The organism is Rhodococcus mengyinensis, from assembly GCF_048381435.1.
GTDB classification, from domain to species: domain Bacteria; phylum Actinomycetota; class Actinomycetes; order Mycobacteriales; family Mycobacteriaceae; genus Rhodococcus_F; species Rhodococcus_F opacus_D.
Genome location: NZ_JBLWIT010000077.1, coordinates 33,324 through 48,144, shown reverse-complemented (window position 1 = coordinate 48,144; position 14,821 = coordinate 33,324). Strand labels below are relative to the sequence as shown.

15 protein-coding genes and 1 pseudogene are annotated in these 14,821 nt (G+C 63.5%); 4 read left to right on the top strand and 12 right to left on the bottom strand.

Annotated features, from left to right (window positions below; genetic code table 11):
* Positions 1 to 106: 106 nt before the first annotated feature.
* The 3 genes from ACNJ7E_RS15015 to ACNJ7E_RS15005 all read right to left on the bottom strand — a co-directional run bounded on the left by ACNJ7E_RS15015 (position 107) and on the right by ACNJ7E_RS15005 (position 2,232).
* Entirely contained in the window at positions 107 to 760 is a 654-nt protein-coding gene (locus ACNJ7E_RS15015; protein WP_418340264.1) for a hypothetical protein, read from the bottom strand.
* A 549-nt stretch (positions 761 to 1,309) separates the two neighbouring features.
* Positions 1,310 to 1,537 carry a hypothetical protein gene (locus tag ACNJ7E_RS15010; RefSeq protein WP_418340263.1) on the bottom strand — a complete coding sequence of 76 codons (228 nt, stop codon included), beginning with the start codon at positions 1,535 to 1,537 and terminating at the stop codon, positions 1,310 to 1,312.
* Positions 1,538 to 1,581: 44 nt separating this feature from the next.
* Positions 1,582 to 2,232 carry a hypothetical protein gene (locus tag ACNJ7E_RS15005; RefSeq protein WP_418340262.1) on the bottom strand — a complete coding sequence of 217 codons (651 nt, stop codon included), beginning with the start codon at positions 2,230 to 2,232 and terminating at the stop codon, positions 1,582 to 1,584.
* Positions 2,233 to 2,701: 469 nt separating this feature from the next.
* On the opposite strand from ACNJ7E_RS15005, the gene ACNJ7E_RS15000 reads away from it, so the two are divergent.
* The 4 genes from ACNJ7E_RS15000 to ACNJ7E_RS14985 are packed head-to-tail and all read left to right on the top strand — an operon-like array spanning position 2,702 to position 4,239.
* Positions 2,702 to 2,926 (top strand): hypothetical protein, encoded by a 225-nt coding sequence (locus ACNJ7E_RS15000; RefSeq protein ID WP_418340261.1) that lies wholly within the window; start codon positions 2,702 to 2,704, stop codon positions 2,924 to 2,926.
* A 56-nt stretch (positions 2,927 to 2,982) separates the two neighbouring features.
* Positions 2,983 to 3,162: a hypothetical protein gene (locus tag ACNJ7E_RS14995; protein WP_418340260.1), complete on the top strand. Its 180-nt coding sequence runs from the start codon at positions 2,983 to 2,985 to the stop codon at positions 3,160 to 3,162.
* A 58-nt stretch (positions 3,163 to 3,220) separates the two neighbouring features.
* A complete protein-coding gene (locus ACNJ7E_RS14990; protein ID WP_418340259.1) occupies positions 3,221 to 3,448 on the top strand; it encodes a DUF2510 domain-containing protein in 228 nt (75 codons plus the stop codon).
* Positions 3,448 to 4,239, top strand: coding sequence for a hypothetical protein (locus tag ACNJ7E_RS14985; RefSeq protein WP_418340258.1), 792 nt, complete (start codon positions 3,448 to 3,450; stop codon positions 4,237 to 4,239). The genes ACNJ7E_RS14990 and ACNJ7E_RS14985 overlap by 1 nt, the downstream gene beginning before the upstream one ends.
* A gap of 265 nt (positions 4,240 to 4,504) precedes the next feature.
* Here the strand turns inward: ACNJ7E_RS14985 and ACNJ7E_RS14980 are convergent, their stop codons facing one another.
* The 9 genes and pseudogenes from ACNJ7E_RS14980 to ACNJ7E_RS14940 all read right to left on the bottom strand — a co-directional run bounded on the left by ACNJ7E_RS14980 (position 4,505) and on the right by ACNJ7E_RS14940 (position 14,658).
* Positions 4,505 to 4,771 carry an ATP dependent DNA ligase gene (locus ACNJ7E_RS14980; RefSeq protein ID WP_418340257.1) on the bottom strand — a complete coding sequence of 89 codons (267 nt, stop codon included), beginning with the start codon at positions 4,769 to 4,771 and terminating at the stop codon, positions 4,505 to 4,507.
* A 172-nt stretch (positions 4,772 to 4,943) separates the two neighbouring features.
* Positions 4,944 to 5,448 (bottom strand): annotated as a pseudogene (locus tag ACNJ7E_RS14975) (ATP-dependent DNA ligase); the annotation flags it as partial.
* A gap of 720 nt (positions 5,449 to 6,168) precedes the next feature.
* A complete protein-coding gene (locus ACNJ7E_RS14970; protein WP_418340256.1) occupies positions 6,169 to 6,615 on the bottom strand; it encodes a hypothetical protein in 447 nt (148 codons plus the stop codon).
* Positions 6,616 to 7,297: 682 nt separating this feature from the next.
* Entirely contained in the window at positions 7,298 to 8,056 is a 759-nt protein-coding gene (locus ACNJ7E_RS14965) for an HNH endonuclease family protein (protein WP_418340255.1), read from the bottom strand.
* 9 nt (positions 8,057 to 8,065) lie between these two features.
* Positions 8,066 to 8,341, bottom strand: a complete 276-nt coding sequence (locus ACNJ7E_RS14960) for a hypothetical protein (protein ID WP_418340254.1) — start codon at positions 8,339 to 8,341, stop codon at positions 8,066 to 8,068.
* Between the two features lie 282 nt (positions 8,342 to 8,623).
* Entirely contained in the window at positions 8,624 to 10,615 is a 1,992-nt protein-coding gene (locus ACNJ7E_RS14955) for a cutinase family protein (protein WP_418340253.1), read from the bottom strand.
* 178 nt (positions 10,616 to 10,793) lie between these two features.
* The gene (locus tag ACNJ7E_RS14950) at positions 10,794 to 11,591 is read right to left on the bottom strand and encodes a hypothetical protein (protein ID WP_418340252.1); all 798 of its coding nucleotides are present in this window, start codon (positions 11,589 to 11,591) and stop codon (positions 10,794 to 10,796) included.
* Positions 11,591 to 13,483, bottom strand: coding sequence for a hypothetical protein (locus tag ACNJ7E_RS14945; protein WP_418340251.1), 1,893 nt, complete (start codon positions 13,481 to 13,483; stop codon positions 11,591 to 11,593). Before ACNJ7E_RS14945 ends, ACNJ7E_RS14950 begins: the two co-directional genes overlap by 1 nt.
* The gene (locus tag ACNJ7E_RS14940; protein ID WP_418340250.1) at positions 13,483 to 14,658 is read right to left on the bottom strand and encodes a DUF2637 domain-containing protein; all 1,176 of its coding nucleotides are present in this window, start codon (positions 14,656 to 14,658) and stop codon (positions 13,483 to 13,485) included. The genes ACNJ7E_RS14945 and ACNJ7E_RS14940 overlap by 1 nt, the downstream gene beginning before the upstream one ends.
* Between the last annotated feature and the right edge of the window lie 163 nt (positions 14,659 to 14,821).

Below are 14,821 nucleotides of genomic sequence, written 5' to 3'. Positions count from 1 at the left end.
TACTGCGGAGATGACATGTCCCCTCCCCCCTGGGTCGATGTGTCGGAACCTGATCGCTAGTCGTGCGAGAACCGGGCGGCAGAACTACGTGGTGATGTCTATCGGTTCATTGCTGTTGATCCGACTTCTTCGGGTCGAACTTCAGATCGATTCGCCCGTCCGGGTATACGGTCAGGTCCATTCGTCCATCGCCGCGGAGCACGGTCGGCCCATGTTCGTCGAAGTTCGCTTCGGCGTTGGTGGTGTTGTCGAACCACTGAAGGAAGTCGGCGATCGAGCCGATCTTGGCGACGCGCTGATGCAGGGCCGCCTGGTCGTGACCCGGCACGAAGAGCGCTCCGTGGACTTCCGTGTCGCAGCCGCACAGGCATGGTCGCCCGAATCCGGGGGTGCTGTCGTCGATGTAGGTGATCGGATTGCGGGCACCGATCGACTTTTCGGGCGAAGGGCGGCCGACATAGGCGTCGTAGACGGGGTGGCCTTTCGTCAGGAGGTTGCCTTCGATGATTCGCCGGTTCGGTTTTCCCGCCGCATCGATAATTTCGTCGATCTCTGCCGCCATCACGACCTTCTGTTTTTCGTTGAAGGACAACAGGACGTATCGCTCGCGGTCCGCGGCCGCGCCGAGAGCGTAATAGCCGCGGTTGGCATCCCAGTTGGCCTGCGGGGATTTGTTCTTGTCCCATCCGTAAAAGTCGCGGGGCAATGGGTCGTTCGGATCGGTGGCCGGCACTGCCTTGGTCATCTTGATGTGCAACATTTCATATCTCCAAGGCTAGGGGGCTCGGTTATACGCCGTTCCCTGTGAGCTGCCACTTTGCCAGGTTCCGCCGATCCCCGCAAGACCAAGCACCCTAGGGGATCAAAGTATGTTGGAGCCGCGCCTGGCGGGCTTCAGGGAACAAGCGGGGGCGCTGGCAACCGTCTTGACCTGGGGAGACGACATGTCCCCGCCAGGAATATCTCCGCTTTCTTGGTCGTTGAAGTCGAACCAGAGATTCAATGTGTGGCACCGAAGGTTGAAAAGGCACCAGACAGTCGCGAGAACGGTCACCCGCTGACCGGCGGGACTTGTTGGTGGGTTGGGTCGTCTGCTCATGCCCGAAGGCGACGTACGGCGGGCATCGCAGCTTCTACTGCCGCAGGTGTGACATCACCTTGTACGTTCCACCGTGCGCCGGCCAGGACTTCAAACCCGGGGAACGCTGGGTTGCACCCGACCAGATGCCGTAGCCGATCAACGATCGAAACGCCCCCACCATCACTCAGGACGGCGGAGGCGTAGTCGGCATGAAATGCCCGAAGTGCGTTATGCAGAAAGCGGCAGCGTCTCGATGAACGTCACTAAGTCGCGAGGAAGGTACGTCTGCCGCACGCCAGTAGGCGAAGTCAGATACTTTGTCCCGACCCCGAGAAGCCCGATCTGCTGGAGTCGCGGCACCAACTGCTCAGGCACGGGACCTGATGGATTAGCCCGCAAGGCCTGCTGTTGCTCCGGGGTGAGCCAGGACCAGGCAATGGTGTAGTCATCGTTCATGATGCGCACCCTAACGGGCATGACCGACAGAAAACCCTGAGTGGTCACGCCAGGGGATGCGGTGCGGGCTCCGACCAGTCATTTTTCGGCAACCAGTACTCACGGGGATTCGTGGAAGCCCTGTACCGCCCAATCGGCGCGTAGGAGTCTTCACCGAACTGAGGCGGCTCGCCCCACCTTCCGTCCCACCACGGAATGGATGACGCATCAATCTGCGCGTCATCGCTCCAATCCTTCATCCCAGATATCCACAAGATGACGTTGATGAACTTGCGGCAGTCACGCAGGTCATCGGTCCACGCACGGAGTTGGCGTTCGGTGATCTCGATTGTCTTCTTGTTCTGGCTCGCCCACTCCCCCGTAGTTGTGTAGTCGTCGTAGCGAACAAACCGCATCACTCGATTGGGTCTCTCGCCCTCAATCGACTCGATCTTGAGCATGTGCGCCAGGTCGTTCCGGTACGGGCCGGCTCCCTTGTACGTGGCAGCGATCATCTCGGGCATCGCGACATTCAACGTGTGTCGGCACAGTTTCTTGAACGCATCAAGGATCTTGCTGTCCGGGTTCCGCTTGGTGAATTCCTGCCGCTCCTCGTCCGAAAGGTGCCCATAGACGTAGAACTGCATCGAATCCTGCAACTCGGTGTAGGCGCCCATGAATTGGAGTACGCGCCGCTCCATTGACATCTCGCTCATCGGCAGATTCTGACAGGCGAGACCGACACAGGCGGCCCGTCGCGACACGTCCCTCCGAACCCCTGGAACCCGTACACAATGCGAGCGCTCATGACCCCACCGTCCAACCCAGCGCAACCATAGCCTTCGGAGTCAGCCCCAACGCATCCGACGCATGCCGAGCCTCCTGCGCCGTCCACGCCGAACCCTCCCCCGCCAACAGCATCGACTCATACGCGACCAACAGTAGATGAGAAGTTGCAGCGCTATGTCGAACACTTCACGGGCGAGGCGGAGCGATACGCATCCCTGGGCGATGTCGAGGCGTCCAAGGCGTTTACGGATGAGGGCGCACCGTTTGTCGAAGAAGCGAAGCGGCGTGGGCTCTTGTAATTGGGCGTCGTGCGCTTGGACGGCGTGTCGGATGAACAGTTGATGGCCCACATCAGTTCTGCTGGCGGACAGGCTCGGTCTCAGCCATCCTTGCGGTATGCACTACACATTCCTTTACAAGAACTCCTTCCAGCGCGAAGAGGAGTACGACTCCCTCGCAGAGGCGATCCGGAGCGTGGAGGATTCGGTGATGGAGACTCGTCTGTGGAGTATCAAGTACGTCAATGGCGCCGGAGATACTGACTACTACGACTTCGAGTTGTCTCGTGAGTTCCGCGAGGGAAAGAGCCCTAACCAGAAGGGCCGACCGTTCTTTCGTTGACAGAGCGGAAGCGATTCGCCCGGCTGCCTCGCATTTCCCAGGTACAGTCTCTCGCCATGACTCCCTCGATGCTGTTCGTGACATTGAAGAATGCCGGCGTCACCAAGGAAGCTGCCGAGCACTACCGCGACAAGGGTGCAGACGGCTTGCCCACAGCGATCGCTGACGTTCTCTCGCAGAAGGACCCCAACCGGGCCACTCTCGATCAGTACATCAGCGAGTACGACCAGATCTAGTCATCGCTTGTCAGTTCAATGACCGATACCGCGCAGTCGGTTTGCCTGCTTTGATGCGATGGTGACGACTCCGACTCCGCAGGCAGGCTGGCGCACTGACCCTGAGAATCCGTCTCTTCAGCGGTTCTGGGATGGGTCTAAGTGGACTGATGGTGTGCGTGCCCCTGTGGTGCAGGCGGAGTTGCGTGCGTCGCAGGTGATCCCGTTGATCGTGTTCAGCAACCTGATTACCGCGGTGATCGTCGCCATCTTGTTCGCGTTGATCTCGGCTAACGGTGGCTTCTAGTGGACAGTGCCTACAGCAAGTTGTCGAGAGCGAAGCAGCACCTGGACTTCTTTAAGTCTGAGATCCACGCCTACCGGGCTCGAGACCCTATCTGCTTCACATACCGCCAGCGGAAGGACCCGCTGGACAGTTCACAGATCATCGTCGAATACATCGCTCTGGTGAACGAGGAGCCACCGAATGAGTGGGGTTTGATCCTTGGCGACATCCTGACGAACCTGCGGGCTGCACTCGATCACACTTTGTTCAGCCATATCAGCGCTAGGCAGACATTGACAGATCAAGAGGCTAAGTCGATCCAGTTCCCGATCCTCGACGATGTGTCGAAGTGGGAGAAGTGGGAGAAGCGTAACGCGGACTGGGTTGAGCCGGCGGTTGCTCAGGCCATTCTTGCGGCACAACCGTTCAAGTCCGATGATCTGAGCGACCATCCCGTCTGGGTTCTCAATCAACTGGTGAACTACGACAAGCATCGAACATTGCACGTCGTTGCGCACCGTGGTGAGGCAACGTTCGACAAACGTTCAGCCAGTGTGCGGCAGCTTTCCGACAAGGCTACGAAACTGGCGGATAACGCCGTCATTGCGACAATGAAACTCCTTCGGCCCGTTGGCGCTCCAGGTCAAGAGCCGTCTTCTTCCTTGGTGAAGTTCGAGGGTGAGGCAGGGTTCATTGAGCACATCGACATTCCGGGCCGCTCTGCCACGCACCTCGGTGCTCTCCGTCTTATGGAGGTCTTGACCGAGCTTGTCGAGGAAATGCTTGATGATCTGCGAACTGCTGGATGCTGAGCAACCCGCGAACCTTGTCAGCGACTCGGAACGTTGATTTCCTCGGTGTGCAACTGTGACCCCCGTTCACCGTTCACTTCTGAATACCAAGTACAGGTTCCGACGTCGCTTTGAGCGTCATCCGACACGGCATTTGCCGTGTCGGCGTAGAGCTCGTCATGGCGACCATCAGAGTCCCCAGGTGCACCGGGAATGTCCAGGGTGATAGTGATCTGTCGTTGCGCCATCCGCCGATTCTCCCCATTCGCCATCCAGCTTGTGGTGCCTACTGCAAAGAGCTGCGCCTGACGTCGCGAGGCGGGACGTCTGCCCTAATCCCTTTGAACGAGGGGTGCCGGAGGCCCCCACCGGTGAACTCCCGAAAGTCCACATCGACAACGACTTTCGCCTCGGTCCAGCGAATCCACGGATCTGCCGCGTACGGCAACGATGTGGCCAGTGGGCTCGTCGGCCTCTCGAGCGGGACGAGCTGGTCCCGCAGCCGGCGGCGCATGGCCGCGGAAAATCCGGTACCGACCTGCCCGATAGGCACGAGATCGCCGGCGTCGTCGTAGGCGCCCAGGATGAGACCCCACGACGTTGTGTTGCGCCCCGGATGCCAGCCAGCCCACGATCAACGCCGACGCTCGCTGCCGGAGGACGGTCTTGATCCACGACTTCGATCGAGTCCCAGGCAGGTAGATCGAGGCGGCCTTCTTGAACACCACGCCTTCGAGCGAGTGCTGTCGGGCCACGTCGAGTATGGTTTCGCTGTCTATGCCCACCCAGTGCGGGGGCACCTTCAGGCGCGGGCCCGCGAGGTCGAGGTCTGCCAGCGCCGCGCGGCGGTCGAGATAGGGCGTCGCCGTCAGATCCGACCAGTCGAGGGATATGAGATCGAACGCGTAGAAAGTGACCGCGACGCGTCGCCGCAGGGCGGTGGTCGGTCTGGTTACGTTCATGCGGTTCTGCAGGAGTCCGAACGAGGGTCTGCCCCCGGCGTCGAGCACAACGTAGTTCGCCATCGAGGATCGCTTGCCGATTACCGACTGCGCTCTCGAGTGCCTCCAGGACCTCGGGGTAGGACTGCCCGACGCTGCTTCCGCTTCGAGACCACATAACCGGGACATCACCACAGGTAGAAGCCACGATGCGGCAGCCGTCCCACTTGAACTCCGCAGCCCAACGCTCATCTGCTCCCGGAGGAGGGGCGCCGAGGGTCGCGAGCATCGGCGCGACCGGCCTGTTGGCTGCTCCGCCCATCTGCCGATTGTGCTCCGCGGTAGGCCACCTGCGAGGCGTTTTACGTCCCTGAACTGGAGTTATGCCCCGGCCGGCTTCCCTCCGGACCGGGGCATTGCCAGCTTAGCAGCAATCTCGAACGTATGTGCGAAGATCAGGGGGTGAGATCCACCGAAACCGCCCCTGACCAGTGCCCCAACGGTCACGATTTGATCGGCGGAACGTGCCTGGTCGGGTGGGAGGTCTGCGGCTGCGCCAGCGCCGGGCACGGTGGGCACCGCACATTCTTCTGTCGCACTTGCGGCACCACAGTTCGGATACCACCGTGCGTCGGCGCCGAACCTCAATCGGATCGGTGGGCAACTCCAGACAAGTTCGATCGCTGACAGATCAGGGTATGCCGCGGCCCGCCAGCCTCCGGTGTGTTTCAAACTGACGGGCCCGGCATCCGCGCGCAGAGCGCGGTAGTTCGTCATCGTAACTGCCACCGCGGCAGCAACTCCTGCGCCTTCCAGCCGATCGAGAAGCCCCCATAGGAAGCGCCCCAGCTGATTAACCAGACTGGGGCGCTTCCGGCGCGCTCAGATGCCAAGGGGAGGCAGAGCGGCCATTCCGGGCTCGGGGGGAGGATCCCGCAACACCTACGAGATCACGAAGCCGCCACCGATTTCAACACAAGTTGTTACCACAGGGGCGTGTCTGAATGGATCACGTTGAGGTCATTGCCAATACCCGTGACCGCGCCTCCATGTAGCGAGCGAGGAGGGTGAGCATCTCGGCATCGGGGTGGGCCAGCTCGGGTAGGTCCTTAGCGCTGACGATTTGGGTATCGAGAGCTGCAACCTGCCGGCGGCATTCCTCGATCGACTCGGGAGTAACCCGGTCCGCGTCCAGACGGTCGGTGAGGTACCGAATCGAACCGCCGAGACTAAGACCAGGATTCTGTGTCGTGTTGTCGTTTCGGCGGGCCGCGACCATTTGCCACCATTCGTCCAGCTCAGCAACAAGGGCCGGCTCGTCACCGACGGCACGCAGGGCGCGATCGACGGCCGCGGCGTCGGTGATCTCGCCGTTCAAACATCCTGCTCGGGTCAGGATCTGCCCGAGTTGGTGGTTGGCGAGTTCGTCTCCGCGACTCCACCAGAACGACACCATCACAAGTATCTGCCCCGATCGGTTGGGCTCCCCATCGTCTCTCCCCTTTCGCTGACCACTGGTCTACGTCATCACAGCTCCGCATGCGGCCCGTCCGCAGGGTTCATGCTGGTCGGTCCGCCGCCGACTGCGTTGCCGCGCACATCGGGCAACGTGTGGTGTCATCAATGATCCACCCGTTGGTCTGCGCGAAGCTGCACGCGTCGGATCGGCCGGTCACGGCGGCGGTGAACCGGTGCTCGCACAGATCACACCGGATCGTCCAGCCATGTCTTCCGGCAGGTTGCATCAGTGTTTGAACAGCCATGTCTCCCCCACGCTTTCACGAACTGTGTCCTCAGCATGGCACACATCAACTTCGCGGGGGGAGGTCAGGATCGGCCCGCCGTGGGTGGCTTACACAAGCCGAGAAGAGGCTTTCCCGCACACCGCCCCTGCCGGGCGTGGAAGCTGTGCCCGGCGGGGCGGTGAATGTGAGGATCTGTGCGCGCGGTGGTGGCCTAGAAAGGGCTGCCGCCCGGGAATGTGCCGATTCCAAGCAAATAGAAGATCCACATGAAGAGAGGCATGGTGGGTGTGTTCCTTTCACGAAAAGCGTTGGCACCGTTCCGGGTATGGCCGGTGAGCGTCATTGCATTCGTGGTGTTCTCCAGTGGTTTCTGCTCAAGTGCGTTTCGGCCGGTTATCGGTTGCACTCTCGTCGTGCTACGTCGACGTCGCCGGCGGTGACGACCAGGTGGTATTTGGCGGCGACTACCAGGTATTTCTGCGCGTATTCGCACCTGAATGCGGTGTTCGGGGGTAGCCAGGTGTCCGGCCCCTGGTCCGATTTGGCTTGGTTCGCTTTGCCCTCGGATGCGATCAAGTTCGAGGCGGTGTCGTTAGCGAACGCGACGCGTTGTTCCGGAGTCCAGGTGGCGGCCCCGGCTCGCCATCCTCTCGAGAGGGGATAGACGTGATCGACCTGCACAGCGGAGGGCTTCTCGGTCGAGAACGCGATCGTGGTACCGGTGTAGGGGTCGTTGAGTGTGCCCGAGATGACCTTGCAGTCATGGGTGTTCGGCTTGTATCGCACGTCGATCAACTGGGTTCTGAGGATGTCGTTGCGGGTGTCGCAGCCGTTGTGTGAGTCCGGGCCGGTGTAGTTGTCAGTCCAGGATGGGCCGAAGACGCAGCCGTTCCCTTTGCCGCAATCTCGGTCGTATCCGGGCACTGTGGGAAGTTCGTCGACAACGGTCAGCGCGGCAATCAGCTGGTCGAGGCCTGGTGCGGCATCTGCTGTGGCAGGTGCAGGTTCTTCGGTGTCGGCCACCGTGAAGACGTCAGCCAGGGTGGTGTTCATGTCTGTGACGACGGCAAACACGCTCTGCTGGCCGACGAGCGCGAGCGCCGCAGCGGCCAGAATGGAGCCGCCGGCCAGCGCCCGGAACTTGTTCGCCATCAGTTCTCCTCAGTTGGTCGCGGCCGCGCCGTCGGTGAACAGGCCCAGCTGGTTCTGGCGCAGCTGCGTGCGCGTGAGCGTGCCGTTGCCGAGCGCGGCTGGGCGGAGGCCGACATGAAACTGGCCAGGGTTGTGCGGACAGGCGAATACCGCGAGCCCTTTGGCGCCGTGGTGGCGCTGCTTACGGACCTTCTTGGCGTCGCCGCGAGCGAGGTAGCCGCGTTGTCGGCACTGTGCGCACCAAATCCACCGTGCGGCGGGATTGTGTGATCGGTGGGTAGTCATGACAGTTCGCCTCTCTACGTGCAGATTCGGTTGTAGGGACTCACGCCTGGCTTCACCTGATCAACCCGTGACCAGCGGGAACCGACGTTGTCTCATGGCGATTGCACCGCCATCAGTCTCAGCTTCGCGGCACTTCTTCGCCGGGGTGGTTCGCGTGCGTGAAAAACAAAGCATCCTGACCTGCGGAGTCTCAATCGCAGCGCGCCGAGTGCAGTCGAAGTGCAGCTCGCACTGAGACAGGTGCAGCCGAGACTGAGAACCTACATCGGTGTCGGAGGCGGGTCACGCGGCCCGGCCGATTTGTAGGTTGAGCCAGTCGGAGAGCCACTTGATGGCGCTGCGGCCGGCGTTGTCGACGACGAGATTTCCGTAGTCGGTGTGCGCACCGGAGGTGAAGAAGCTCGCGGCGTTTAGTCCTTCTCCGACCAGGGCGGCGAGGTCGTCTGCGCCCTGGGAGCTGGCCATCGTGGTCAACGATCCGGTCAGGCCGGGTAGGTCGACGTTCTGTGCCTGGGCGGTGATCGCGTTGGAGGCGGTGTTCGTCTGTTTGCCCAGGAGCGCCACGTCGGTCTTGGTGGCTTTCCCGCTGAGCATGTTCACCGCCACGGAGGCAAGATCGAGGCCGACCGGCAGCAGCCCGGTCATTGCCGCTCCGGCGCCGAGCGGGTCAGGTACCTGTCCAGGGGGCGGAAGCAGCTTTTCGACGGCCGCCCAGGCTATTTCCTGAATCTGACCGACCAGATTGGCGAGTCTGACGATGTCAACGTTCCCCAGGATCGAGGTCACCAGGGCGGCGATCTGTGTGTACCCGGTGGGATCCGGAATGACAGAGAGGATCTGGGATACCCACCGCAGGTCGACACCCGCGGCCAGCCGGACCAGCGGCGAGAACTGGTTGTTCAGCTCCCCCGCGATCTGGTGTGCTCCGCGCGCGTCGAGGGCGGCGACCTTCTGCGGGAGCAGGGTCAGGTTGCGGAGGATGCCCGGGAGGTCGAGGGCGGTCGCGTTCGTCACCACGTTGAGCGCCTGGCCGACGACGACGCTCGGTTTGAGCACCGACAGCACACTCGACGCGGACGAGAGCGCGTCGGCGGGCGTGGCGGCCAGCGGTGCGACCTGGGTGCTCAGCGTTCCTGCCGCGGTGGACAATGCGGCCGCGTCCGGCGAGGCGGACGGCAGGGTGATGGTCCCCGATTGCACCAGTGACGACGCGGTGTCCGCCAGTTTCGCTGCGGTGGTCAGTGCGCTCGACAGATCGGCTTGCGAGGCGACGCCGAGGACCTGTCCGGCGGCGTGCTCTGCCGTACCGGGCGCTGCGGTGGTCAGTTGGGTGGTGGCTGCAGAGTTCGCGGCGCCGCTCGCAATCAGATCGGCCACTGGTGTGAGCGTGTTCATCAGCGAGGTGGCGGACTTCGCAACCTGGGCGACGTCGATCGTGTTCGCGCTGCTCTGCTGCGCCAACGACGTGGTGTTCGCGCTGATCCCGGGCAGGTCGGCCTTGGAGAAATCCGAGGTCAATGCGGTAGCAACGGTCGAATTCCCACCTGCCGCAGTGGCGTCGGCACCGATGCTCGGTGACTTGCTCAGGATGGAGCCGAGCGATCCGAGCAGGGGGTTCGAGCCCTTCTGGATCGAGCAATACAGGTCCTTGCCGGAGTAGCAGATGGAGGCGACGCGCCCCGAGAGCTTGCCCATCCCCTGCGGGCGCGGGTCGGCAATGCCGGTCCCGGTCGAACGCGGACCGACGACAGCGGCACCTTTGGTGCCGGCACCGGGGTCGGCCAACAGCCCAACTGCGAGTATTCGCTCGGGTGGGATGGGGCCGTTGCCGTTGCCGATGGCGGAGGCCAGGTCCCCGGCAGCGTCCGCGCCCTGGGAATAGCCGGTGATCGTGAACTTTGTTCGCGCGCACCTGCTTGCCTCTTCGGACAGCACGTTGTCCGCCTTCGCGCGTGCGTCGGACTTGCTGTCGGCGTAGGTGTGGCCGTTGTCGAACGCGCGGGCCATGTACGGGAGGGTGTAGACCTCGGCCCGGTCACCCTGGGTGGTCTTGATGGCGTCGGCGATCGGTTTCAGCATGCCGACCGGCACCGAAGGATCCGCGTTCTCGTTGGTTTCCCAGGTTCCTGGGATGAACAGGTTGTATGTGGCGGCGCACCCCGCCGGGTCGGCGTGTGCGACGGCAGGGGCGGTCAGCGCGGCCGTTCCGGTGGCGACCGTCGCGGTCACCAGTGCGGCGAGTACGCGGCGAGCGGTCGGACGTGTGGCAGGCATCGACACCTCATCTACCCGGCGGACAAGTGGTGGTTCACCCGTCGGTAGGCAGTACCGCTTGTCCCAGCCGGCCATGCCCACGTCGAGGTGAGGGGCACAGTGTCGTGAGTTGGCGCGGAAATCTCTAGCAGCCCTGTGGATAACTCAGTTTGCCCAGCCTGGAGGCAGAGGCTGGACATTAGATCCAGTCGATGTGGACGGAGTCGATGTGGTCGAAGTGGAATCCGAACTGGTCGCTGTATTTGTCGAAGCCCTTGTTCTCGGGGTAGTCGAGGGTGGCGTGTCGTTCGAGGAGCGCGACCACTCGCGCGTGGTCGTCGTTGGCTAGTGCGGCGGCGAGTTCGCGTGACTCGTCGCTGGTGAAGGGTGTGTCGGAGTTCGCGAAATCCAGGGTGCGGACGCGGTAGTCGTAGCCCTCGTCGGCGCCGTTGCGGACCATGACGCCGCCCTTGACGCGGATGACGGCCTTCTTCGGTGTTCCGTCCGGGCGCAGCACGCCAGCGCGCTTCATGATGTCTTGGGCCTTGACGTTCTTGAGTTTCTTGCTGGCGTCGGCGCGCAGCTCGTTGGTTTCCCCGGATCGGTATCGGGAGACTGCGGAGCGGGATCGGCCGATCTTTGCGGCCAACGCATCGACGCCGCCGAGGCGTTCGATCGCGGCACGGCGTTGCGCACGCTCGAGGACGTCGGCGTGCGGGATCCGGCCTTGCTGCGCCCATCGGCGCAACGTGCGGTCCGACGGGGGTGTGCGGCCGGCATCGATCGCGGCCTGCCGCAGGCCCTCGTTGCCGAGCTCCGTGCGCAGCTGCTTGACGGAGACCTTGCTGGTCAGGCCGGCCAGTCCCCCGCTCTTGACCTGCTTGGATTTTTCGACACCGCTGGTCGCGGCGTTGGCAACGGAAACCTTGAGGCCGTCGAGACCGACCGCCTCCTGTGCCGGCTTCGTGGTGCGGGGTTTGGGAAGATGCAGGGCCATCAGAGTGCCCCCTCCCGTTCGTCGGCGGCGAACTCGTCGTCGGCGAATGCCGCCCTGATCGCCAGATTCACCTCATGCACATCCTGAGCCGACACCAAAGCGGATAGCAGCGGGTCTGTGAGCAGTGTGTCCTTCTCGACCGACATCTTCCCCAACGCCTCACTCGGGTCGGCAATGTCCTCGCTATCGGCGAGGAGGTACACCCAGGAGTCGGTGACGGTGCGGACCGGCCAGCGGCCGTGCTCGCGGGCGATCCGCATCGCCACCCGGCGGCCGCGCCACCGGCAGTGCGCAATGATCGCCGCCCGCCAGAGCGGTTGGTGATGATGTTGCATCTGCTTCGCAGTCCACATGTCCGGGTTCACCATTCGCCCGATGTAGCCCTTGTAGCAGGACCCGATGAACCGTTTCGTCGCCGTGTCCTCGGTGTCCACAGAGACCTTGCGGGCCTCGCGGAGGATCTTCGCCCACTTGTCCAGAACGCGTCCCTGCTGCGGGTACACCCAGGCCTCGGTGATGTCCAAGTCGTCGAGGTCGGCGCCGATCCCCCCATCCGCGACCGGGGAGCACAACCCGTCGAGGCTGACCGAGGTGACCCAGGTCTGCACCGGCTGGTCCGCAAGCATGTGTGGGTGCGGCAGGGGCAGTTTCTCGGGCAGCGACAGAGTTTGTCCTGCAGGCAGGGTGATCCGCCACAGCCCGAACGGTGCACCCTTCTCCCCCACCGCCGCCGCGGCCGCCGCCCCGCCGGTCAGATGCTGGGGCTGCCCATAGCCGAATTCCAGCATCCCGGCCGAGGCCAGGTAGGCGGCCCGTTGATCGATGGACACCAACCGGCTCGTATCGTTCAGGTCCTCCGCGTCCGGCACTCGGGTCCAACCCACAGCGGGTTCGAGGTCCCCGCGCGGGGCGCCGTCGAGCGGCGGGACCGGTCCGGCGGTCGTCACCACGATGCCCTTGCCCGATCGGGCGCGTTCGCGCTTGATCTTGTCGAGGATCGCGGCGCCGGTGCGGGCCGGCGTCGGGCCGGGGAGCACGCCGAGGTTCTTCGCGGACCACACCAGCCGGCGACCGAGTTCACGCGCGGCCGGCAGGTCATCGTCTGGGAGATACGTTCCGGCGGTGGGTGAGCCGAGGATGCCCATCTCGCCGACTCGGTTGTTCCAGCCGAAGTCCTTGTTCCAATAGGTCCATACGTACGGCTCGATCACCACATCGACCATGGAGGTGAACTTGCCGATGCTGCGGGACAGGTGCACCACGTGCCCTGGATCGCCGCGCAACTCCCAGCCCGCGCTCAACATCGGCGTCAGCGTGGCCTGCAGGACTGCGGTCAGCTCGGTGGCGGCGCGGGTGCGCAGGGCTTCCATGTCGTCGAAGTCGTCTTCACTGCCCGGATCGATCACCCACCCCAGCAGCTCGCACGCGCCTTGGCCGACGATCCACACCTGCGGCGGGGCGCCCAACGGCGTCAGGGCGGCCCAGCGAATCAGTTTGTCCAGCTTCTCCACCGAATCGACCGGACCGGTCAGCTCACGCCCGGACGGCGTGTACGTGCCCGCGGCGGTCAAGATCAGGGCGTGCCCGTCGGCGTCCTCCCCCACCGGCAACGACTCCCACACCGGCGTCGGCATTGCGACCGACTCTGCTGCATCGTCGGCAACACCGGCGTCCGTTGCGTCCGCCTCCGATGTTGCTTCGTCACCTACCTCTTGGAGCGCAACGTCGGCTCCTGTTGCGTCCGCAACGAGCGAGTGTTGCACCGCAACGTCGGTTTCGGTGCTCGTTGTTGCTGCACCGACGTCCGTCGGCACCTCCTCCTCGCCCACCTCGCAGGCGGTCAGGTCAAAGAGCGCGAACTGATCGTCGCCGCCTTTGCCCGGGCGGGACATCAGCGTGCCCCCACCAACGTGAACTGCTGCTCGGGCGTTGCCGCATTGCGGTTATCGGTTGCGTCGTCGACTTCGGGCAGCGGCGGGGTTCGGAATCCGGCGTCCACAGCGCGTTGCTCGACCTTGACGAAGCGGCGCATTGCGGTGGACGCCGCCTTGGCCCGGGTAATCGTCGCGATTTCCGCGTAGCTGAGGTTCTCGGTGATCCGGAGACGCGCTGTCTCCTTGACGACGGGCTCGAAGTCATCGCACGAGTTGATGAAGTCGAGGAGGTTCTCGATGGTCTGCTCCTCGTCCGGCAACACGAAGATTTCCTGGGAGCCCTCGTCCAGCGCATTGCGTGCAACCCCCCACTCCCCCAGGTCCGCAACGTCCGCAACGTCCGCAACGATCGGTTCGGGGGCCGGCGCAACAGGCTGCGTGTCGGTCGCAATGGTGGTCTGGTCCTCGACCGACAGTTCGGCATCGGCCGATGTCGCTGGCGCCGCCGGGTCGGCAGCCTCAGCAATCGGCGAGTACGCAACGTCCGGCGTCTGCGCCACGTCGTGGTCGCGCGCAATGGATTCTGCTCGGTAGCGCATCGAGGCAGGATTGTGGACGGTCTCCACGTTGCGCTCCGGGGTGTTGTCGGCGATTGCGGGCACCTGCCGGGCGGCGTTGACGACCTCTGCGTATTCGCTGTGGGCGGTGCCGATTGCTTTGATGAGGATGCCCACACCGTGGGTGAAGGCCAGAACCAACAGGGGCGGGATGATCGCGATGAGAGCGGCCCCGGTAGGTGCCAGCGGTACGTAACCCAGGTCGATACCGGCCGCAACGTTGCGTGCGGAGATCTCGGCCGCCTTGTACGCGTGTACGGCATTGCCGATCACACTGATCAGGACGACGGCGATCGCAAGTCCCAGAAAGAACCTTTTGCCGGCCGAGCTGCCGCTGATCTTGCTGAGTGCAACGACGGCAATCGTTGCGCCGAAGATTGCGCCGTCGACGATCGCGGGGAAGATCCAGGTGAGCCAATACGGCAGGGTGGCCTGCAATGCGAGGTCGCGAAGCACGGCGAAGGACAGTACGAAGGCACCTGCCGTGATGCCCACCGCAATAAGGATCGCAACGACCAGGGCCGCGATCAGGGCGCGGAGCTGGATTCGTGCAGCCTTGAGATTAAGGTCATTCATAGATCGGGGTTTCCTTCCACGGGGTCCCGGTCGATGAGGCCCCGCCGGCTAGGCCCCGGCGGGGTCTCTCTCGTTGCGGCCGTTGCGGCCGTTGCTACGCAATGCTGTTTGTGCTGGCAGACGTCATATTCGCTTCGGCGCAACGTTGCGCGCCATATATCCC